Origin of the sequence: Bacillus sp. FJAT-45066 (genome assembly GCF_002335755.1) — a bacterium.
GTDB lineage: Bacteria > Bacillota > Bacilli > Bacillales > Bacillaceae_I > Bacillus_CD > Bacillus_CD alkalisoli.
On sequence record NZ_NISQ01000001.1, the window covers coordinates 974551 to 998632 of the forward strand.

Sequence of the window (24082 nt, forward strand, 5' to 3'; positions counted from 1 at the left end):
TAAAAGAAAGGATGTTTGGAGAATGAGAAAATTACCTTGGTACTTATCAACAACTTTCATTGCTATTTTATTTGCAGGTTGGTGGTTGTATGGGATACCACTTATTGTCGGTATAATTCTGTTGTTTGTACGTAATAAAAAAGAAAAAGCAATAAAAAAGGAATGGGAAGAAAGTGGCTTTGACAATTTAGAGGAAGTGAAGTCTCAATATGAAGAAGCGGAAGTAAAATTACAGGATGTAAAAACCACACTAACTAGTAAAGAGCAGGAACTACAGCAATTAAATAAAAAAATCGAGGAAAATAATGAACTAGTAAGTAAAATTAACAACTTTGAAAATACTATTTCAAATTATAATGAGCAAATCATTGCACTAACGACAGAACTTTCCGAACTAGAGGAAACAAAAAAACGTTTTATTGATGAAAATGAAAAAGTGTCGCTTCTTAAAGATGAGGCTGTTAAGACAGAAAAACAACTTATCAAACATCAAAAGCTAATTGAAAAGTATAAAGTAGAAATAGAAGGAATCAAGCAACTAGTTGAAAATTTCCCTAATGCAATTAACTACTCATATATAGAGCAACAACTACAGGAGCTTGACAATCAGCTTGAAGAAGGGTATCTACATACTATTGTTGAGTTAGACCTTCATCATAAAGCTTCTAAAGAACTTAGAAAAGAAATGAATGTTAACAATAAATTAATTAAGAAATTGTTAAAAGATTATCAATCCCGTTATACATCTAAAGCAAACAGAACAATATACGATTTAATGGTCATAGGCCTTCAAGCAGAACTACAAAACATATTATATACCTTGAGTTATACGAACTTGGACAAAGCACTAAATAATTCTAAAGAGTTAATTGAAAAATATCTTACTATATGCGGAAATGGAAATGCTTCCATACTCCCTACTATTACACGATTCTTAGCAGAACTAGAGCCATTATTCCGAAATGCGATTCAAATCGAATATAAATACCATATTCAAAAGGAAAAAGAAAAAGAGGAACAAAAGCTAATTAAAGAGCAAATGCGTCAAGAAGCGGAAGAACGTCGATTACTTGAGCAAGAGCGGAAAAAGATAGAACTAGAAGGAGAAAAATATTTAGCAGAAATCAATAAGAATAAAGAGTTGCTATCACAAGAGCAAGACCAAGAAAAAATACTGGCATTGCAACTAAGATTAACAGAATTAGAAGAGCAGTTTAGCAATATTGAGGAACAGAAAGAAGAAATCCTGAAGAGAGCCAATGGAAGAGCAGGATATGTTTACGTAATTTCTAACTTAGGTTCATTCGGAGATAGAACATTTAAAATAGGTATGACTCGAAGGTTAAACCCGTTAGACAGAATTGATGAGTTAGGAAATGCATCTGTACCTTTCAGGTTTGACATACATGCAATGGTGTTTAGTGATAATGCAGTTGATTTAGAACAAAAGATTCATAATCACTTAGAAAAAAGCAGGATCAATAAAGTAAATTTAAGAAAAGAATTCTTTAACATTGACGTATTTGAGCTACAAGAAATTGTTCAAGAAATTGATCCTACAGTAGAATTTACCACTACTATGAAAGCGGAAGAATATCGTCAAAGTCTCAGCTTAGTAACAGAAGAACTAGAAACGACTTTATAAATTATCCTTAAAGGTCAACAACCTATAAGATAATGTTACAACGTATTTTGAATTCAGTATCTCTATTCTTAGATGAAAGGCAGAGCATTTTAAATAGTCATTAATACATGGGAATAAATTAAAGTGAATTTTTGAGTTACAGCTTGAATAGGTTTTGGTGTTTAACAACTGTCCATTTAAACAGATGTTAAACACTTTTTTATTTAGCCTAGAAAAACAGTTCAAAAGGACAAAGATTAGCTTGATATGTGACTAATCACCTTCGAATGAAAAAGAAAAATGATTTAGTAAAAGATGTTCAACTCATATTAGGCCGAAATTACCAAAATAGATACCTAGCCTGTAAAATTATGTTGTATAATAGGGAAAAATAAACATTTTTGGAGCGGACAATTATGGCAGTCACAGTACCTGAAACAATAAGATCTACTGCAACAGCTGGAGAACGGCTGTTATTTAGAACGTTAAAAACATATCTACCTGACGATTACATTGTTTATTATGAACCGGAAATACAGGGAAGAAGGCCCGACTTTGTCATTATCGGTCAAGACTTAGGACTTGTTGTTTTAGAAGTAAAAGATTATACAAAAAGTACTCTGTTTCAAGTTAACCATGATGAATGGCATATTGTTGCAACTTCAGGTCAACAAACTATTACAAAAAGCCCATTAAAGCAGGCACGTGAAAATATGTTTCATCTAGTAGATGTTTTGAAGAAAGATAAAAACCTAATACAAACAGATGGAAAATATAAGTTTTCATTAAAATTCCCATACGGTCATGGTGTTGTGTTTACAAGAATGAATTCCAAAGATTTTGTTAAAGAAGGACTATATTCCGTAATGGAGCCGACTCTCTGCTTAACCAGAGATGAAATAGATCCAGATAAAGAAGAGTTTTCAGAAGAGGTTTTAATGGAAAAGATCTTAAACATGTTTGTTGTGCCTTTTCGATTAAGAGAGCCGTTATCGTTAGAAGATATTAATTCCATCCGTTATCACCTGTTCCCAGAAGTTAGAATAAGTGCGGAATTTAAGGCCCCAGTTCCGTATCAAGATCAGCTACTTCTATCTTTACACGATATAAAAACGATGGATTTGCACCAAGAAAATTTGGCAAAGCAAATAGGCGACAAAAACAGACTTATTCGTGGAGTAGCAGGTAGTGGGAAAACGTTAATTCTAGCTAGCCGAGCAAAAATGTTAGCAAAAAAGAACCCTGATTGGAAAATACTAATCCTTTGCTATAACATTTCCTTATCCAATTCCATTCAACAGATGATTACGTATATGTTAAACGAACCTGAAGACCTTTTTGACTTTGACTTTACAGGAGAAAGTGTAGTCAATGAACCTATGAATAAAAATATTATCGTACGTAATTTTCATAGTTGGCTAAAAAATGAATTAAAAATAAGAGAACCGCAAATTCCAGAGATAGTAGAAAAACTTGTTAAAAAGGAAGCCATTTTACCAACATATGATGCAATATTAATTGATGAGGGACAAGACTTTGAGTCTGATTGGTTAAAACTTGTTAGTTTATTAATAAACGAAGATACACAATCGCTATTATTAGTAGAAGACAGAGCACAAACTATTTATAAAAGAAAGCGATCTTATGTACAAGATACTGGACTAAGCTTCCAAGGACGATCGAAAGTTTTATCCATTAACTATCGAAATACAGCCCAAATAGTCAAATTCGCTTGGGACTTTTATCAGTCAAAATCTGCTTTTAAAAAGAAGGTCGTGAACCGTGAACTAGAAGTAGAAATCATCGCTCCTCAAAGTACAAAAAGAAAAGGCCCAGAACCAGCTATCTTAAAGTCGACTAGCTTTTATAATGAAATGCGAATCGTTTCAAGGCAGATCAAGAAATTGCACGAAGAAAAAAACGTCCCATTAGACGAAATGCTCATTCTTTACCGTGTAAAAAGAACACATAAACTACCAATCATCGATATCATTACACGTAGCCTTTCATCTGAGGGCTTACCATACTATTGGATTACAGAAAACGACCAATCGAAACGATCCTTTGAAAAAGAAGATGGAAAAGTAAAAATAAGTACGATCGATAGTAGTAAAGGTTTAGACTACCAAACAGTATTCATCGTGAACGTTGACTCTATGCCTTTCCCATTAGAAGAAGACAAAGAACGCGAAGCATCTCTTCTATACATAGGAATGACAAGGGCGAAACAATACTTGTGCTTGTCTTATTCCGGTGAATCGGAGTTTACAGAGTATTTTGATAGAGTAGTTGAGGAGAGAGTAGAGAAGAAGTTAGAAGAGAAAAGAAGCTAACATATTTGGGGAGGTAATGATTATGGAAAATAACACTGAGAGATTAATAGAGTCTAAAAAGATGATAAAACTATTAGCAAACGGTATTAATCCATTAGACCATACTCCTGTAAGGGAATCATGCTTATTAAATGATCCACGAATAATAAGACAGCTGTTCTTTTTATCCGAATACCTGGAGAATGATGTGACTACTAAAAAAAGTACCAAAAGAAAGCCTTCAACTTTTATTATCTCAAAAGAAGAGAAGGATCAAGTTGAGCTACCAGTAGGACTCATTGGAATAAATGAATTTGCACAAGCAATCAATAAAGTAATTAATCTAGATGTTAGTAAAAAGCTAAACGGTGCTGTGATTAATAGAAAATTAAGATCAATGGGTATTCTCTCAGTAGAGACCGTAGACAATGGAAAGAAACGTACCGTACCAAACGATAAATCAGCTGGATACGGTATTGAATCCATTACAAAACACTATAATAACGAGCAATACCAACAAGTTGTTTTTAATGATATAGGAAAGAAATTCTTATTAGATAATATTGAAAGCATTTTGAGTTATAAGAATTAGTATGTTTACGAATTGTTACGATCATTTATTATAAAATTTGAATATTAGCTTCACTTTAGTACCAGTACAATTAATGTAAGACAGAGTCTCTATTACCGATTTATGTGACTGACCACGAGCTTGATAAAGTAGTATCATAGCAGGGAGCTGACTTTCTATCTAAGATTATTTTGTTAAGGTATCTAACTCCCTGTTACGGTAATACTTTATTACGTCGGGGGTCTGGCACCATAACTAGATATTCCTTATAGTATTTTTCTTTAGTAGATTGATAGATTTTTATAATTTATTGAAAAATGGGATATATATTGCTAACAAAAAATTTACTCCATATTATTTCCTAGGAGTATCGTAAACGTCGACTCCATGCCATTCCCACTAGAAGAAGACAAAGAGGAGAGAAAAGAACGTTTTAACCATTAGGAGGACAGATGATGACTAACAACTTTCAAAGAATTGGTTCGACTAGCAACGCACATGTTGGTCGAGAATTTGAAGACAAAGTTCTTAACTATTTCGATGCACAAGATATTAAATTACAAAAGGACTTTCCTTTATCTATTGGAACAGGTCACAAGAAAAAGATTCGTTCCTTTGACCTTGGGTGTAGGTCACAAACCTATGGAAACATAATAGTTGAATGTAAGTCGCATACCTGGACATCTAGCGGTAAAGTTCCTAGTGCTAAAATCACTGTATGGAATGAAGCAATGTATTATTTCTATTTAGCTCCTAAAAACTTCAGGAAAATATTCTTTATATTGAAGGATGTTAGCGATAAAAGAGGAGAGAGTTTAGGAGAATATTATATCCGGAGGTATAGTCACCTTATACCGAATGATGTTGAGATAATGGAGTATGATGTAATAAGTGGTAGTGTACAAATTATATATCATACAGATGAATACAAGTAATTACTATGATTATCGAGGGAGAAAATAGCTTTTAGCAAGAAGGAAATGAATAAAGGAATTTGTACAAAGTTTGAAGGAGAAAGAAAAACATGTAAATAGGATTCAAATAAAATGTGTTAGATTAGGAGAATATAATGGCAAAAATTAATTTTAGATCTGTAAAAGAAATAGAAAAAGAAAGAAATACTGTCCATAATGAAGTAGACGCAACTTATACAAGTTTTACTGATAGAATGGGTAACAAATATTTTCAAGTCGACACTTATGGATCTAAAGATCGTCAATTTCAAGGAAAGATTAGTCAATCTTTCCAAATTGAAGAGAAATCGGCCTTAGAGTTAATACGAATATTAATGAGTGAATTTAATATCAAAAAGATATAATCATATGTTACGAGTCAGGGACACTCCGTTACCGCACTAATATATATAGATTAAGTTGTAGGGAAAAGGTGAGAGATAAATGGAAAAATTAGTTACAACAGAATTTAGAAGATGGATGAAACTATTCGAAGACATAGATGGTTGTAAACCAATAGACACCGAGTTCAAGGATGATAGAATTTTAATTGCTAGTTCAAATCCTGTACCTTGGCAGGAAGGTTTAAAACCTCAATATAATGAACCTAATAATAAAATTGGATATCTTTTTCCGCAAAAGAGAGGAATAAGATTAGATATCGACTTTCCGAGTAGGACCTTAACAAAAGAATACATAAAAGAAATAATTGATCCGAATGAAGAACTTTCATACTCTCCATCAACAGAAAAAGCTTCAACAACAAAGACGTATTGGCGTTTTAAATCAGGTGAAATGTTCGACACATTAACACTAGTCATCCGTAAACCTCATTTAGGAGTTATCGATACAACTCTACCTACTATTAGAGAACTATTTACTACAATTGTTAATTATGCTAACAGTTAGAGAGTTTGACCAGTCCCGTTAGCGTTGCGCTGGCCCCAATATATTAGGTCACACGCAATAAAAATGAATTACTCATTGAAAGACTTTTTGAGAAAAGACTTCATTTGGAAACTAGTGAGGAGAACTATGCGTAAATTGCAGTGAACCAATAGAAAATAACTTTTCATTTTGTTCAAATAAATGTGACTTCGATTCTCATTTTTCTATCAAGTATATGTGCAGATGCTCGTGTTATTCCTGCTTCAACAACAGTCTTAGAATAGGTGTCACCCTAGTGGGCCAGTCCCCCGGTATATTAATGTATCACCGTATCGGGGGACTGGCACCGAAATTCGATGCTAGTAATTGGTTTGGTTATTTTGGTAACGAAACTATTTTTATTAATGCATATATTTTTCCAACATTTTGCTACACGAAATTATCTGCTTAAACAGTACTTTAGTCTTTAACATGCTAGAATAATAGATATGGAATTCAATTGGAAATAGGTGAACTTTATGGATGAAATAATTACTCAACCATCGGCTACTCCAGTAATACAAGCTTTACGAAGTATTGGGTATAACTCTAAGACAGCAATAGCTGATTTAATAGACAATAGTATTGATGCTAAAGCAACTAAAATTACTCTTGATTTTTCATATAACGATGGAGACGGTTCTATAAAAATAATTGATAACGGTATAGGTATGGATGAAAAGGAACTACAAACTGCAATGACCGTTGGATCTAAGGACCCGAGAGCTACACGAGAGCGTGATGAATTAGGTAGATTTGGTATGGGGTTAAAGACTGCAGCTTTCTCTTTGGGTAAAAGACTAACAGTTATCAGTAAAAAAGACTATAAGTATTCTTTCAGATGTTGGGACTTGGATTATGTGAGTAAAGAGAACAAATGGCTACTTTATAAATCAATCCCTGTGGATATAGACGTAGATATTGATGAAATAGAAGGGGATAACGGTACTATTGTGTTTATTGATAAACTAGATAGATTTTGTGGATATGGGACTAAAAATATTGTTAAATCTGGTAGTTTCTTTAGTAAGGTAAATCGTATTCAGAAGTACTTAGAGATGGTTTTTCATGTTCTTTTAGAAAGAGAAATTCTTTTGGAGATAAACGATAATCAACTGTTACCATGGAATCCATTCTTAGAAGGAAACCCTAGATGTTATGAAGGAGAAATCCAATACCTTCAATCTAATGGAAAAAAGGTGGTGGTTACTCCTTATGTACTTCCACACCCTTCAACATTTAATATAAAAGAGCATAAAGAGGCGGGAGGGGTAAAAGGCTGGAGAGATCACCAAGGTTTTTACATTTATAGGGAGAATAGATTGGTGTCGTATGGGGATTGGTTCGGATTGTTTCCTAAAGACGCAATCTCAGAGTTAGTAAGAATAAAAGTAGATTTCACTAATGAAGCCGATGAAGAGTGGAAATTAGACGTTAAGAAATCAACTGTTACAATTCCTGAAGATATCAAAGAAGCAATGGAAGCAATAGCGAAATACTACAGACAACTCTCTCATGAAATAATGCTCTATAGAACAAGAGCATCCCGTACAGGTGAAAAAGTAAAAGGCTCATTAAACACGTGGGAATTACACTCAGATGACAATATTAGCAATTATGTGCTTAACAGAACCCATCCAGTATTGACACATATTTTGAAACAGTTAGATGACGGGGTAAAAAGGAAGGTGAATCTTTATCTTAAGTTAATTGAGTTAGGATCACCCAACAATTTATTAAAAACGGAATCGATGGTTAAACAAGAAAAGCAAACAATCGATGAGAACCAGAAGAAAACGATTATAGAATATGCTGAAATACTCGTAAATTCTGGTTTGGAAATAAGCATTGATCAAATATCCGAGTCAATCTCATTAATGAATGGCTTTGAGAGTATAGAGATTCTTACTATAAAAGATATCGTAAAGAAAGAAGTTGTTGCTAGTGTCAAATTTTGATAGAGATAGCTATTTAATTATGATTGATAATTTATTCACAATGCATAAAAACTATGGTATACAAGACCCTTTAAAACGCGCAATAAGACAGACAGAAGAAAATTTCACTAACAAAGTGGGACAGCTAGAAGAAGATTTAAAGGAAAGTTTGGCGTTGGAAGCTTACGCAAAATACGGTTCTATTAATGTAGAAAAGCCCGGTGTTTTAAAAGGGAGGGAATCATATAATTGGGGAGATTACTCTAGGGGGTATTCGTACTTCTGGCCAAGATATGAAAAATATCTTTTAACTGAGAAGAAATGGGATATTGATACGGTAAGTTCTATTGATTTTTCTACTAATGAGATATTAGATTGCATTGGTAACCCCAGGGCTAAAGAAGACTTCGATAACAGAGGGTTGGTATTGGGATATGTCCAATCAGGTAAGACAGCTAATTTTACTGGATTAATCAATAAGGCCTTTGATGTTGGTTATAAACTAGTAATTGTATTAGCTGGAATGCACAATGATTTAAGGACCCAAACACAACTCCGCCTAGAAAAAGAGGTCGTAGGGACCATAGATCCTATAACAAATGAAAAACAAGGGGTAGCTAAGATAAAAACCGGTGGGACACAAATTGAAACATGGACAACACCACAAGAGGATATATCAACTGCAAATGCAATTGGAATTAAGAACTTAGATAAACCTATACTGGTTATTGTGAAGAAGCACAAAGATGTTCTTCCAAATCTCATCGAATTGATTAGAACAAGTATTAATATGTCGGATATTAATCCACCAACCTTAATTATTGATGATGAGGCAGACCAAGCTAGTGTTGATACAAGTAATAAAAACGAACCAAGTACTATTAATAAGCTTATCAGAAAACTATTAAGTTTATTTGATAAAAAGGCATATGTAGGTTATACAGCTACACCATTTGCTAATTTATTAATTGACGCTGATGCGAATAACAATAATGTTGGAATTGACTTATATCCAAAAGATTTTGCAATATCTTTACCTAAACCTAAGGACTATTGTGGTCCAGACGAGTTCTTTAATACATCTGGATATATGGAAGACAATAAGCCGATGTACATTAGATATCTTAGTGAAATCGATATTAGTTTACTAGATGATATTAAAAGTAAAGATGATAAAGATTTATTCAAGGAAGTTCCAACAACTATGGTGGAGGCAATACTTTCCTTTTTATTAACTATTGCTATTAGAAATCTGAGAGGGCAGAAGAACGAACATAATTCTATGCTTATACACACTAGTAGATTCACAGATGTTCAGAACTCAATGTGCGGTGTCATTGAAAAATTTTATAAGAAATTATCTAACGAAGTACTTTACTACTCAGATAGTAAGTACATAGATAAATTAAGGGTTTTATATGAAGAAGATATTATACCTATTCAATCAATTAATGATTTATCTAATGAAAAATACGAAATATATTCATGGGTGGAAGTCTATAAAGAAGTTAGAAAGATTATTGGTAAGGTTGAAGTTATGGAGATAAATGGTGAAAGTGAAGATGCACTGGAATATGAAAAGCATAAAGAAAATGGATTAAACGTAATTGTAATCGGCGGTAACAAATTATCTAGAGGTTTAACCTTAGATGGTTTATCTATTTCCTATTACTACCGAAACAGTGCAATGTATGATTCACTTATGCAGATGGGAAGATGGTTTGGTTATCGAAAAGGTTATATGGATCTATGTCGTATTTTTACTAGTAAGGAACTAGCAGAGAACTTTGAGCACCTTGCTATAGTAATGAGTGAACTAAGAGAAGAATTTAAAAAGTATGGTGAGTTAAAAGTTACACCTGAAGAGTATGCTGCGAAAATGAAAGATCATAAGAGTATGAGTGTTACTAGTCCAAATAAGATGAAGGCAGCGGAAAAAACTCCAGATTACTCTAACAGTCTTCAGCAAACTCGTATTTTTGATAAAGATAAGGCATTCTATGAGAATAATATGGATGCAACTCTTAAACTAATTAATAGTATAGGTAATCAATTTGAAGTAAATGAAGGAACTACTCGTTACCATATAGCTAAAAAAATACCAAGTACCCATATTATCGAATTTTTATATAGTTATCAAACTAGTAAAACTGCTTCAAAAGTAAATAGTAAGAAAATAGCTAACTATATAGCTGATTTAAACAACAAAGGTGTGTTGAATACATTTAATGTAGCTATTGTCGATATAACGCCTAATACTTTAAATAGTAAACCAGTAAAAACAAGAGGAATAAAAAAGTGGAAAGTCAACCTAGGTCCAGTATCAATACAAAGTGCAGTCTTAAGAAGTATAGACCAAGACAAAGGGAAAAGTAATAAACTAGTAGACTTAGGAGCTATTGTTGCTTCTAATCAAGAGTTTGTTGATATTTATGGAAGTTCGAATAACAAAACTAAAAATAAAGAACTACGGAATAAAGAGAACCCGCTATTGATGATATATCCGCTGCATCCAGATGTAGAACCGTTTAAAAAGTTAAATATAAACTTTACTGAGGATTTAGTACCCATGGGAATTGCTTTATCATTCCCGAATGTTGAACTAGAGTCTACAAAATCAAATGATAAAACAAAAACTAGTAATGGATACGTTCATAATCGAACAGTTGGAAGGAATAATTAACATGATAAATATATCAAATGGTTTTAACGCATTAGTGGAACGCGCCTCAAAAGAAGAAAATAAAGATGTGTATCAGCTAGAACCAATATATTTTCAAAAACCTTACCTGTTAATAGGGTTAGACTTATTAAATAACCAAAAACGATTATATATAGATATCACCAATGAAAATTGGGCAGCTGAGCAACTAAAAGCATTCCCTAAGTGGAGAGGAATTCACATTAATCAAGAGTACTTTGCGAATATAGGACCATTAAAAGAGAAAAATTTCTTGGTTATATCACAAGAAGTAGACGAGAGTGACGACATATTCGAAAATGTGTTACAGAACATCGTAGATCACATTCTAATAGAAAAAGAAATACCTCTCTATACATCTCTCTATGAGGTACTTGATAAGTGGCATAACTTTTTTAAAAGAAAATGGGAAGCAAAACTCTCTGATGAAGAGGAAGCGGGTTTATTTGGAGAGTTATATTTTATTAACAAATGGCTTGAATATTTTCCTTCAGAACCTCCTTTAATTATTAATGATTGGAAAGGTCCATTAAAGTTTAGGATAGATTTTGTAAGAAAGAAAACTGGTATAGAAATTAAAACTATCTCTCCAAAAATTAGGGATGAAGTCAAGATATCTAGTGAAAAACAGTTAGAACTAAATCCGGTTATTAATGAGTTATTCCTATTTGTACTTAAAATAGAGAAAAATGACACGGTTGGTAGAACTTTAGAGAATATAGCAAAAAGTATTGAAGAGAAGCTTATAAAAAAAGCTCCTACACTAGCGGTTAAATTTAGAGAAACACTCCTACTAAACAATATTAAGGTGGAAGAGTATAACAGTAATTATTTTTTTATTCATGAAGAATTAGCCTTTGAGGTAAGAGAGAAGTTTCCTAGAATAGAATCAAAACAACTTCCTAAAGGTGTAAGCAGGATTTCATATTCTATTGACTTATCTCATTGCGAAGAATTCATAGTGGACTTGGAAAATGTATTTAAGTTAAAAAAGGAAGTAGAGAAATGATTGAAGAAAAAAGAAAACTAGAATTTTTACAAGAATTTTTAGATACTGTTGAACAGAAGGCAAATGTAGTGGGTTCTAGGCAAACACCGTTCTTACAAGAGGTCCTTCCATATATTAATGTGGAGGACGAGCCGACACTTATATACTACGCAAAACGAGACTTAAAACTACAAATAAACGGATATCTTTATTTTGAAGATACGAATGTATTAAACCTTTATGTTGTTGATTATGAACCATTATTTAGTAATGATTCCATACCAGTAGTTAATATGACCACAATAAAAGAGGTAGCAAACAAAGCGAAGAGATTCTTTACCAGCGTAGACTCTATCTTTGAAACAGCAGATAAATCAATGGAATTTCTTGACCTAATAAAGTTAATTAGAAATAATCGTAATGAGATAGAGGAAGTAAATATATTTGTAGTATCCAGTAAGTTTTATCTTACAAATAAACCAATAGATTTATCTATTCCTGGAATCGAAACAGTAAATATACATGTTTGGGACATGGACAGAGTTTATAAATTATCTGAGGCAGAACAGGGTATAAGAGACTTTGATATTGAATTTCAAAAAGAATATAACGCAACAATTCAATTGATGCATGTTCCTACCCCTACAGGAAATGGAATAATAGATTGCTATATTGGTGCTATCCCTGCTATTTTGCTAGCAAAACTATACGATGACTGGGGGCCAAAATTAGTTGAGCGAAATGTGCGTTCATTCCTACAAGCTCGCGGAGGCACAAACAGAGGTATAAGAGATACGTTAAAAGACTCGGAGCAACGAGATCTGTTTATCGCATATAACAATGGGATTTCTAGCGTTGCCAAGTCTGGTGACATTGTTCAAATAGGAGATTCGGATCTCTACAAGATTAAATCGTTAACTAGCTGGCAAATTGTTAATGGAGGTCAAACAACAGCTTCAATCCATCAGGCGTTTAAGAACGAAATTGATTTAAATGGAGTTTATGTACAAACTAAATTAACCATTCTAAATACAGGTGAGACAAATGCTGTCTCAAAAGTAGACCGCCATGATTTAGAAGACCAATTAATTTCAAAGATATCTGAATATGCAAACACACAAAATAAGATAAATAAATCTGATCTCTTGGCTAATACAAGGTTTATGTCAGATGTAGAAAAACTTTCAAGGAATACATGGATTCCTACTTTTGATAACCGTAAAGAAGAAACCAAGTGGTATTTCGAACGTGCAAGAGGTCAATATATGGTTGATATTAGCCGTCGTTTAAAAGGTAAAGAACAAAATGCATTTAAGAAAATGTATCCTAAAGAAAACGTGATAACTAAAGTTGAATTAGCAAAATACTTTATGTCTTGGGAAGGGCATCCTCACGTCTCAAGTAAAGGTGGGGAGGAAGCGTTTAAGAAATTTATGGACATAAATAGTCAGTATTGGAAACACAGTTTTAGTACTAATGATGATGGAGAAGTTACTAAGCCAATAGAAAATATCAGCAGTGATTTTTACAAGGAACTAATTGCTAAAAGACTAATAAATGCCTATGTAGCTGAGATAGTTGATGGAATAAAACTTAAAGGCTACAGAGCAAACGTAATTTACTACACTGTTGCTATGCTTGGTCATTTATACAAGGATCGAATTTCTCTAATTGAAGTCTGGAACAAGCAAGAGTTATCTGCCGAGTGGAGAGATGTAGTTAGAATTATTGCTACAAATGCATTAAATTACTTACGAGAGTCTGCAGGCGAACAGAATGTTACACAGTGGGCTAAAAAACAAGATTGTTGGGAGGGATTTATTAAGGAGTCATCTGCTGTTTTGGAATCCCTGGTGTAAGTTATTTTATTATAAGCTAAATATTACACAAAAGAAGCAGTTATAAATTAATACACTGCTTCTTTTTCTTTTTTTAATAATTCTTTTAAACCAATTTCTGGCCTATCATTAAAACACTCAAGCATACTTTCAGCTACAGCTCTACCAAGTAGGGGAGGAACAGCATTTCCTATCTGCTGATATTGTGAATCTTTTGTCCCGAAAAATTTATAATCATCAGGGAAGGATTGTAATCTTGCTGCTTCCCTAATACTTACAGCTCTATTTTTTTGCGGGTGGATCCACATTGACTTTCTTACATTTACAACTGTTTTGCAGACTTCATTATAATCTAATCTTTTATAGATTGTATTTTGTGTTCTACTACTATCTGCATAAGTAGTTTTTAAGGAATCGTCTAAATCATGGAAGTTTTGCCCAGGCCCAAGGCTCTTAAATCTTTCTAAAGCGGTGCTAGTAGATTTAGTAACAATATGATTAAAAAGCTCTTCTTTACCTGCATTCAGATAAATATTTAACGGATGATTTAACTTTTTTGTATCTTTAATTAATGGCTCATCCGAGAGTGAAAAATTAGGTTGCATTCCTTCAATATCTAAGATAGCATTTCCTATATTGAAGAATTCTTCTTGCTTTATTACTATTTTTGGTAGTCTAGGTTTTGAGTTCTTATTCCCAATAATGAAATATCTATTCCTTTCTTGAGGGACCCCAAAATTAGCTGCGTTTAGAACACCATAATCTAAATGAAATCCTAGAGAATGAAAAGTTTTAATAAGATAATCGATTACTGTATAGGTGTATCCCCTAGTGTAAATACCTTTTTCAACTTTAATAAATGCAGGGGAACTCTCAATTCTCTTCTCAATAATTTCTTTAAAAATTAAAGTTATATTCTGGATCTCAATAATTTGTATAGCTTTATTAACAAGTGTAGATGTAAGGTCTTTATTACTAGTTCTATTTTCAACCATTATCTTAAAACTATATATAAGATTGTATAATTCTTTATTGTTATAGGTATTAAAATATGATTCCCAATTCATGATGTAACGGTTAAAAAAGGTGGCATTTTTATCAATAAAGCCTAATACTTCTTTGTATTTATTTACATATCTTATTAGAGATTTGAGTTTTGTAATTATATTACTATCTGCAAACTCACAGCGTATTTGACTTGAATTGTATAGATTAACTAATTGCTCATTTAGGTATTCAGTATTACCAATATAAAGATCTTCCTCAACAATATTAACTCCAATTGTTGATATCTCTTCTTGGTCACCAGTTGTTACAAAAAATTTATGTTTAATGGAATTTATCGTTTTAACATTTTCCATTACAAAAGCTACTGGCTGAACTTCTTTTATTGCTCTTACAAATTCTTTAACTAGCAGATTGTTATTTGAAAATAATTCACTCTTTTGTCGGTTGGCATTGGAAAAACCTTGGCAGGGAGGACCTCCAATAACAATGGTAACTCCATTTAGATTTGGAAATTGGGTATAATCCTTAAAATCTATACTTCTTATATCTGAGGTATTAACTACTATTTTGTGGTTTTTAGAATATGTTTTAGCTGCATTTTCATTTACTTCAACAGCCATAACAGTTTCATATCTACCTGTTTGTTGAAAACCAAGACTTAATCCACCTGCACCTGCAAATAGGTCTAAAACTTTATGTTTGTCCATTTTATCCACCTTCAAATTTAATAAAACTACATTATACAATTATAAATTAAATTTGTCGATTTGTGCAGCATAAAATTACATGTTTATAAGATTTACTTTTTAATTAATTATTTAACGAAACTAAATTAAATAATGGGAGTGCAAAAGTCAAACAAAAATGCAACTGTCTTCTATCAATAAAATGTATCACTTTGTATTCTTTATATTGAAAAGATGTTTGGTACGATAAATACCTTCATTAAAATGAACGAAAGTACTGCTATCTTTTCACATTTAAATTTACTCCAAAAATATGTAGAGTATTAAACTGTGAATTAAACAATTGCATTTAAAATAATATTCATATTAAATTAAAGCCATTAATAATTATACGAGATGTTGTAAAATCTTGGGGAGAAAATAGTGAAAATAATATATTATAGATTATTTTGTCGTTTTATATGGTAAAATTAGTATAATTCTAAAAATTAAAATAATGAGGAAGGTAAATGAAAATGGCGATTAAGCAGTTAAATATACTATCTCAAAAGGGGAAATTAGAACTTCCTAACTGGATTAATTTCGCTTTCGAACTAGGTGCTTTTATAAATGACCATGGAATTAAGTATAAAAAGTCTATGAATCTCATACTATCTCTACCTAGTGAACAATTTTTTTCACTATTCATTGCAATGGGAATTGCTGATAAAACATACTCTAAAAATAAACAAATGAGGTCTATTAGAAAAGCGATAATGAATTTAGAAAAGGGAAGTCGAATTATTTATAAGGATGATGAATCTGCAAGAAAAGCCTCTGTTATTGCAGTAGAACCAAGTCCAGTGTTCCAAAATGAAATGATATTGAAAATAAAAGATGGGAAAATTGATAGAGGTATTCCTGAAAGGTATTGGATTGACAGAGTTATTCTTTTAGATGAAGAATTTGATGAAATTAAACGAACACGAAAGGTAAGTAAGAAACAAAAAGTTGGTTTGGAAAATAGTCAATTGTTGAGAACTCTCTATTCATCTGGCCAATTAAATAAAGTTGAGTTCTACCCTGGAGACTCTTTTTACATAGTAGGAAATTCAGGTCAGATTAACGAGAATATGAGTGAAGAGATATTTATATACGAGGGTGTAAAGGGAACAATAAAAGACTTTCTATATCTTGATAACAGTAATAGTTACACAAACGGAAAAATATTTTCCTCACATATGAAAAAAATAGACGTAGAAGTAAATAAGACAGTACCAGTAATTTATTCGGACTTAAATAGCTTTATTAAACAAGACAAGTTCTTTAAAGAAAATCCTAAAATTATCTTATCAAGCAGATCTGATAATGAAAACCGAATACACGAGGTGAAAGAAGAATTAAGAAGAGATTTATTACAAAAAGAACACAAAATCGTTACAGAGGAAATTTTAAGTTATTTGAAGTCAATTGAGACTCAAATACCTCTTGGGGTAGAGTTTCTTGCTTGGAGGTAATGGTTATGAATTTTGATAATTTATTGGACCTATATAGTGTAGGAAATAGTACTGTTTTATTTAAGCACGTAGAAAGTAATGATTTATTACCTTTTGCCAGTAGTATAGAACAGTTCAGATTAGAAGTTCAAAACAAATATGAGAATGACGAACATTTGGTAGAAGGTCTAAATGTCCTTAAAAAAGTGTTTTTTAAAATAGCAAGTAGTTTGCTTCCATTTAATAAGGTTATTAGCAAGGATGCTGATAATCAAGTACTTTTACAATTTATGCAGATTAAAAAGAGTTATCCTGAACTATTCACAAAGGTTGTAATTCCTATTGCAAAATCGTATAAGCAAGTGATAGAAAATACGAATAATAACATGTTTGACTTCATATGCAATTATATTAACAGCAAGGCTGAAGCGGGTTTAAAGGTAGCAATTGTCACAAAAAGGGCAATAACAATAGAGGAGAAATTACTATTCCAAAATGGATTGAAATCATTTTTAAAAGTTAGATACTTTACTGAAAACAGTTTTCGAAAAGATATAGCAACCTTTGATAAAGTTGTTTATCTCGGTAATCCAGGTTATTTTGGTGAGTATGTAAAAAATACCTTTAAAGGTAAAATGGTGACTTTTATATCCTATGATATTTTTACCAATTCTATAAGCCAAAACAAGGTATTTGAAGACTTAGATAAGCAAGGTGTGTTCAGCACAATTTTTGATAATGTTTCTTTTGGAGAGACGAAGCAAAAGAGAAGTAATTTTTCGTTAGAACAAGCAGATTTAATTAATAATGCAGTAAATAAGTTTTTAGAAAATCAGAAAAAAACATTTGAGGTTAACGCTCAAGATGTTGTAGAAGCATCCATAGTTTTTCTTGAAAATGATCGTTTCTTATTTGCACCAAAAGATTCAAAAATACGCGTTTTTGCTCCTATTGAAAAAGGTAATTTCATTAAACAACTTAATTTCAAGGATATAGAGGAAGACGACTATATAGTAATAAGAAATGATAGAGACACCAAATTAATTGCGGAAGTTGCTGACCATGATGTTCTTAAGAAAAATGCTGTAAAATATCGTCTTGTACAAAATGAATGGAAGGACAAGTTACGGTTCAACGTAAAGAAGAAAGGATTAAGAAAAGTAAGCGATATATTGTTAAATAAATATCATATTAGAACTGCATCCGTTGCTTCTTTAAGGTCTTGGTGTAATGAAGAATCAATTTGTCCAACGGAACTTCCCAGACTACTTAAGGCATTGAAATACGATGAGGATAAGATAAGTGAAACTTATGATACTATGAAGATTATTCAACTTGCCCATAGAAAAGCAGGAAGAATTATTTCTGATAAATTAATGAGTGAACTTTCAAAAGATATCTTAAAGGAATTACAAGAAAAAGGCTACTACATGTTTATGTCAAAAGAATTTAATGGGGCTTCTTTTAATATTGAAAGAATTGTATCAATAGATCGTTCAAGACATTTAATAGCACCATACAACCTTATGAAGCCAATGAATATAGATTAGTAGGGAAGGGGTAATTGCTATGGCTATCTCATTAGATAAATCATTAAATAATCGTCAAAAAGTAATGGATAATGTCAAAGAAGAAATAATTGGACCCGGTCAAATTAGAGATCAGTATATAAAATTTAATCATATCGGCACTTCGATATTTGAATCAAGGGATGAATTGTACAAACCTTATTATTGGAAAGTTGGCGGAATTAAAGAGGAGATTCTCCAAAGAGAAACACCTACTCAAAGATATGTAAGCGGCCATTTGTTTCCATTAGGTACAAGTGAAAGTGACGAAGTTGCCCTTGAAACCCCAATTGGTGAAGAACCTAATGAAATTCAAGAAGACGATAAAATAGATAAATTGTTTGAGCGTAAAGAAGGTATAGAAACAACTGAAGACGATGGTGAAGTAGAATTATTTCCACAAAAAAATGACTTTATGCCTTCAACTATGGGGCTAACATTTTGTGTTAATAAAGATCTCCCTCAATTAAAAGTTAGAATAGAAGGTGGAACATATACACCTCACAATGTAAAAATTAAGGGTGAAAGTAATAGTTTTCAATGGTGGCTGAGGGAAAGTGTAGAAGGAATATGGGAGTTACCTTTAAATGAACTTATTAACCATAAACAAATGGAAAAACATACTGAAATGAAAAATAAAAAAGGGGAGAAAATCTCTCATTATCATATTCAATTTCAGGCTAAACTTCGTGAAGTTAAGGATAAATATATAATCACCATAAGTGTTACAAACCGTTCATCAGTTCCGAAATTTAATAGACAACAATTAATATTGTTTCAAGCAACAATGAGTATAAGTGCGCCAGATGAGCACTATTTTTCTGTTTATCCAAAACAGTATGAGATGAAAAAGTTTTTAGGTGATGAAGAGGCTTCTACCGAACTTCTATATCGAAACGAAGGAGTATATGCTTTCGGTCATGGGTGTGCTGCAAACTGGGAGCAAAATTCTAAGAACGTCCAGCAATTGTCGACCACTTTTATGCCAGAATATGAAGCACTAAGTATGACTCCAAACGTTTTTGTAAATCAAGATGGGAAAAAGGTTGAACTAGAAATTAAAATGAGTGATCTTGCTGGTCTTTCTAGTAATGAATCTCCTGAAAAAATATTAATGCCTTTAATTGATGGTTATAGGGAATGGATAGAGAATAAATCAACAGAGGTTCAGGATGTCCCAGAACTATTACAATCGATTGCTGAAAAGCATTTAGAACTATGTAAAGAAAGTCTGGATAGAATGGAAAAGGGTCTTAAATTGCTAAAGGATCCACAATTATTAGAAGCATTTCGTTTAGCGAATACCGCAATACTTCTTCAACAGGTAAATGGTAAAGATAGACGTTTTGGACGTGTAGAAGATAAACAAATTATATTTAATAAACCTTTTAAAGAAAGTATTAATGATGAAAATAAACTAAAGAACGCTAGTAATACTTGGAGGGCATTCCAGATTGCTTTTGTATTAATGTCAATTGAGTCATTAGTTGATGAAAAATGCGATTCAAGAGAAATTGTTGATTTAATTTGGTTCCCTACTGGTGGTGGTAAAACGGAAGCATACTTAGGTGTTGCGGCCTTTCAAATGATTCTGAGACGCTTGAAAAATAATATGGATGCTGGTGTAGATGTTATGATGCGATACACATTGAGACTTCTAACTGCTGACCAATTCCAACGATCATCAAGACTAGTGTGTGCTTTAGAGTACTTGCGAAGAAAAAATACTTTAAAACTTGGAGAAATTCCTTTTTCTATTGGTATTTGGGTTGGATCAGATACGACTCCAAATACTAACGTGAAGGCAAAAACGCAACTAAGTAAACTTCAAAAAAATGATAAAGATGCTAACCAATTTGTTGTAAATAGTTGTCCTTGGTGCGGAGCAAATTTAGGTTACTACGATCAAAAAGGAAGCAAGACAAAGTACTACTTCGGATACAAAATAAACAATGATAAATTAGTTGTTCATTGCCCGGATAAAAATTGCGACTTCCATGAAGAATTACCAATTTATATTGTAGATGACACGATATATGAGAAACGTCCAACTTTCTTAATTGGAACAGTTGATAAGTTTGTTCAATTAGTATGGAAGCCAAAGGCTAGAGCGTTGTTTGGAATAGACTCAAACGGAGATAGGTTTATTAGTCCTCCATCGTTAATAGTGCAAGATGAGTTACATTTAATATCAGGGCCACTTGGAACATTAACAGGTCTTTTTGAGACATTAATAGAAGAATTATGTTTGAAAAATGTAGACGGAAAAGTAGTGAAACCAAAAATAATAGCAGCAACGGCAACAATTAAACAATTTGAGGAACAAGCCCTTGCTTTATTTGGAAGAAAAAATTCAAGATTGTTTCCTAGTCCGGGACTTGAAAATGAAGATTCCTTTTTTGCAACTCCAGCAATAAACAAGGAAACACGCAAGCCAATGCCGGGAAGGAAATATGTGGGGGTTTATACTACAACCGTTCGTATTATGATGTCACAGGTAATGGCATTTTCATCTATTCTTCAATCAACGGCTGAAATTAATGAACAGGAAAGGGATCCATACTGGACCTTGCTTTCATTCTATAATACTTTACGGGAATTAGGCGGCGGTCTGACATTAACTCAAACAGATATACCACAATATTCAAATTCAATGGCAATGAGAAAGGGACTTCAAAAGGATATAAGGTATATAAATAATGTTCTTGAGTTAACATCTAGGAAGCAAAGCCATGAAATCTCAAAAACTATTGATGATTTGAAACTAGAATATAAACCTAATAAAGAGCAAAAGGACATAAATTCTTCTATTGATTTATGTCTTGCATCTAACATTATTGAGGTTGGAGTAGATATCGATCGTTTATCGGTAATGGCCATAGTAGGACAGCCAAAAATGACAGCACAGTATATTCAGGTTAGTGGTCGTGTTGGACGTCGTTGGTGGGAGAGACCGGGATTAATATTTACTTTATATTCTAATACAAAATCGAGAGATAAATCTCATTTTGAACATTTTAGAGAATACCATCAAAAACTATATGCACAAGTAGAACCTACAAGTGTTACTCCTTTTTCAGATTCATGTTTAGATAGAGGTTTGCATGCAGTTGTTATAGGTTTTTTGAGACAAGCATTAAATGATGATATTGCTAGAACTCCTGATTGGAAAGAAATTCAGAATAACCTAAATAAAAAGATAGTTCCGTTTTACAATCGTTTAATAGAAAGAGCAGAACTTGTTGATCCAGAACAAATTGAAGAATTAAAAAGCAGGTTTAGGGTGATATTGAAACGACTTGAAAAAGGAAATTATACGGCATGGCAAGTAGATCCAAAGGTAAATGGTTATATGTATTCCGCAGGAACTACGATTCCTCATGCATTAAAAGTAAATGCCGAATCGATGATTAATTCAATGAGAAATGTAGATTCAGAATGCAGGGGGCTTATTGCAACAATATATAACTCTAGTGATGAGAATAGCGAAAGTGAAAGTGGTTGGGAGGCTTTATTTTCATGAAAGATTTACCTTTAAGAAGAGGACAACTTGTTACAACATTTGGACCGGGTGCTCTTGTTATTAGTCCCGAAGGGGAATCAGCAATGATTGGCGCCCTTGATAAATGGTATCATAACAAAAATGAATATCGTATTGAAGCATTTGATGAATATGAAATACAAGAACCTAGATTAAGATCTTTATTAAAGGTAAAACAATTACTGATGCCTCCAGATTTTAGACCAAGTTATCAATATAAAAATGCAGGAGGCGCGATTACTCAAACAAATACGGATTTGTATATTCCATTGTTACGATTCCCTACTTGGCACTATTGCCCCAAATGCAAAACATTACATCAAACTTCTTTGTCATCAAGAACAAGTTGGCTAGATTGTAAAGAATGTAAAAAACAAATGAAGATGATTCAAGTACCATTTGTAATGGTATGTAATCATGGTCACATATCTGATTTTCCATGGGGAGAATGGGTTCACGGAGATGAGAATACCTCTTGTGATGGGCAAATGAAACTTCTTTCAACAGGAGGGGCAACTCTCGATTCTCTCAAGGTTAAGTGCTCTTGTAATAAAGAAAGGCCACTTAAAGGAATAATGTCTAGAAAAACTACTTCTGATTTGGATGAGGACCGAGTAAGTGAGTTAAGTAAAATGCTAAATAAAAATGAAAAAAAGTTATATCAATGTCCCGGTCATAAACCATGGTATGGTTCTGAAAATGATAAAGATAGTTGCACTTCTTATCCAATAGCAGTATTAAAAAATTCTATAAATGTGTATTATCCTAATACTATAAGTGCAATTCATTTACCGGGGGAAAATCCTGAAGTAGAAAAACTTATAGATATGTTTGAAAAAAATGGGGTTACCTCATCTTGGCTGGATACGGCTGATAATATGGATGGGAAAATTAAGACTGTGAAAAAATTATGTCCTCCAGAAATTCAAGAATATAAGCATTCGGATATTGAACTTGCTATCTTATACGTTGAGGGTGGAATAGAGGAAGAGCAAACTCCTGAAAGAGTAAGTACTAGGAATGCAGAAAAGGAATTAAGGAAAAAGGAATTTGAAACCTTAACAAAAGAAATTGATACAAAAAATCTCAAGGTAAAAAAAGAATGGATTTGCGATGATGTCACTGAAGAAGATACCACTACTTTCTTTAGTATGATAAATAGAGTGACAAAATTAAAAGAAACAATTGCTTTAACGGGATTTAATAGACTAACTACCAATGATGAAGAGGTTGCAAATAACAGAATAACTAAGGGGAAACATTTATTATTTAAAGACCCAAATCTACCGGAAAATAATTGGCTACCGGCCTATAAGGTTTATGGAGAAGGCATTTTCTTTACTATAAATTTTGAAAAATTGCAGTCATGGGAACAAAAAAGTGATGTTCAACGTTATTTCAATAAGTTGCTTACTCGTGTTGAGAAAAGAGGGACACATGTTGATGAGGATATTCTAAAGCCAAGAAATGTCCTTCTTCATACACTGTCACACATTATTATTGATGAGTTGGCTTTAACATGTGGCTATAATTCAGCTTCTATTCGTGAGAGGCTTTATCTAAATGAAGAGCAATGTGGGATATTAATCTATACATCTTCAGGTGATATAGATGGCACATTTGGAGGTCTTGTAAGAATGGGGAGACAAAAAAATTTCTTCCCAGTGGTCAATAAAGCAATTGATAAAGCAAGATGGTGCAGTTCTGACCCTGTATGTTCGGAAATTGGAAAATCTTCAGGTCAAGGTGTTAACAATCTTAATGGTGCTGCCTGCCATAGTTGCTCTTATCTTCCAGAAACATCTTGTGAATTAGGGAATTTATTCTTGGATAGAACTCTTTTAGTAGATAGTAATTTTGGATTTTTTAAGATGTAATAAAAAGTATGCCAACCAAATGGCATACTTTTTTGTTATAATATCATTGTAAATATTTTACTGTAAAAGAGAGAGT

Annotated in this window: 15 protein-coding genes; 14 read left to right on the plus strand and 1 reads right to left on the minus strand. The window is 32.5% G+C overall.

All coding sequences use genetic code 11. The features are described from left to right. Positions 1-22: 22 nt before the first annotated feature. From CDZ92_RS04915 to CDZ92_RS04960, 10 genes are all read left to right on the plus strand, one after another. Complete coding sequence (locus tag CDZ92_RS04915; protein ID WP_096154047.1) at positions 23-1645, plus strand: GIY-YIG nuclease family protein; 1623 nt, start codon at positions 23-25, stop codon at positions 1643-1645. Between the two features lie 395 nt (positions 1646-2040). Next, positions 2041-3957, plus strand: coding sequence for a 3'-5' exonuclease (locus CDZ92_RS04920; protein ID WP_096154049.1), 1917 nt, complete (start codon positions 2041-2043; stop codon positions 3955-3957). Positions 3958-3979: 22 nt separating this feature from the next. Further along, positions 3980-4528 carry a hypothetical protein gene (locus CDZ92_RS04925; protein ID WP_096154050.1) on the plus strand — a complete coding sequence of 183 codons (549 nt, stop codon included), beginning with the start codon at positions 3980-3982 and terminating at the stop codon, positions 4526-4528. Positions 4529-4959: 431 nt separating this feature from the next. Then, entirely contained in the window at positions 4960-5442 is a 483-nt protein-coding gene (locus tag CDZ92_RS04930; RefSeq protein WP_217990658.1) for a hypothetical protein, read from the plus strand. Positions 5443-5576: 134 nt separating this feature from the next. Further along, complete coding sequence (locus CDZ92_RS04935; RefSeq protein ID WP_096154054.1) at positions 5577-5825, plus strand: methionyl-tRNA formyltransferase; 249 nt, start codon at positions 5577-5579, stop codon at positions 5823-5825. 79 nt (positions 5826-5904) lie between these two features. Continuing rightward, positions 5905-6369, plus strand: a complete 465-nt coding sequence (locus CDZ92_RS04940) for a hypothetical protein (RefSeq protein ID WP_096154056.1) — start codon at positions 5905-5907, stop codon at positions 6367-6369. A 497-nt stretch (positions 6370-6866) separates the two neighbouring features. Further along, entirely contained in the window at positions 6867-8345 is a 1479-nt protein-coding gene (locus CDZ92_RS04945; protein ID WP_096154058.1) for an ATP-binding protein, read from the plus strand. After that, positions 8332-11007 carry a Z1 domain-containing protein gene (locus CDZ92_RS04950; protein WP_369679944.1) on the plus strand — a complete coding sequence of 892 codons (2676 nt, stop codon included), beginning with the start codon at positions 8332-8334 and terminating at the stop codon, positions 11005-11007. The genes CDZ92_RS04945 and CDZ92_RS04950 overlap by 14 nt, the downstream gene beginning before the upstream one ends. 1 nt (position 11008) lies before the next feature. Beyond that, the gene (locus tag CDZ92_RS04955; RefSeq protein ID WP_096156916.1) at positions 11009-12034 is read left to right on the plus strand and encodes a PD-(D/E)XK motif protein; all 1026 of its coding nucleotides are present in this window, start codon (positions 11009-11011) and stop codon (positions 12032-12034) included. After that, positions 12031-13872 (plus strand): AIPR family protein, encoded by a 1842-nt coding sequence (locus CDZ92_RS04960; RefSeq protein ID WP_096154060.1) that lies wholly within the window; start codon positions 12031-12033, stop codon positions 13870-13872. The genes CDZ92_RS04955 and CDZ92_RS04960 overlap by 4 nt, the downstream gene beginning before the upstream one ends. A gap of 47 nt (positions 13873-13919) precedes the next feature. Here the strand turns inward: CDZ92_RS04960 and CDZ92_RS04965 are convergent, their stop codons facing one another. After that, on the minus strand, positions 13920-15566 hold the full coding sequence (locus tag CDZ92_RS04965) for a DNA cytosine methyltransferase (RefSeq protein WP_096154062.1): 1647 nt from the start codon (positions 15564-15566) through the stop codon (positions 13920-13922). A gap of 488 nt (positions 15567-16054) precedes the next feature. On the opposite strand from CDZ92_RS04965, the gene CDZ92_RS04970 reads away from it, so the two are divergent. The 4 genes from CDZ92_RS04970 to drmB are packed head-to-tail and all read left to right on the plus strand — an operon-like array spanning position 16055 to position 24006. Next, entirely contained in the window at positions 16055-17041 is a 987-nt protein-coding gene (locus tag CDZ92_RS04970; protein WP_255249782.1) for a hypothetical protein, read from the plus strand. Between the two features lie 5 nt (positions 17042-17046). Then, positions 17047-18570, plus strand: a complete 1524-nt coding sequence (locus CDZ92_RS04975; protein WP_096154064.1) for a hypothetical protein — start codon at positions 17047-17049, stop codon at positions 18568-18570. Positions 18571-18589: 19 nt separating this feature from the next. After that, on the plus strand, positions 18590-22111 hold the full coding sequence (locus CDZ92_RS04980; RefSeq protein ID WP_096154066.1) for a helicase-related protein: 3522 nt from the start codon (positions 18590-18592) through the stop codon (positions 22109-22111). Next, positions 22108-24006: a DUF1998 domain-containing protein gene (gene drmB, locus CDZ92_RS04985; RefSeq protein WP_096154068.1), complete on the plus strand. Its 1899-nt coding sequence runs from the start codon at positions 22108-22110 to the stop codon at positions 24004-24006. Before CDZ92_RS04980 ends, drmB begins: the two co-directional genes overlap by 4 nt. Positions 24007-24082 lie beyond the last annotated feature (76 nt).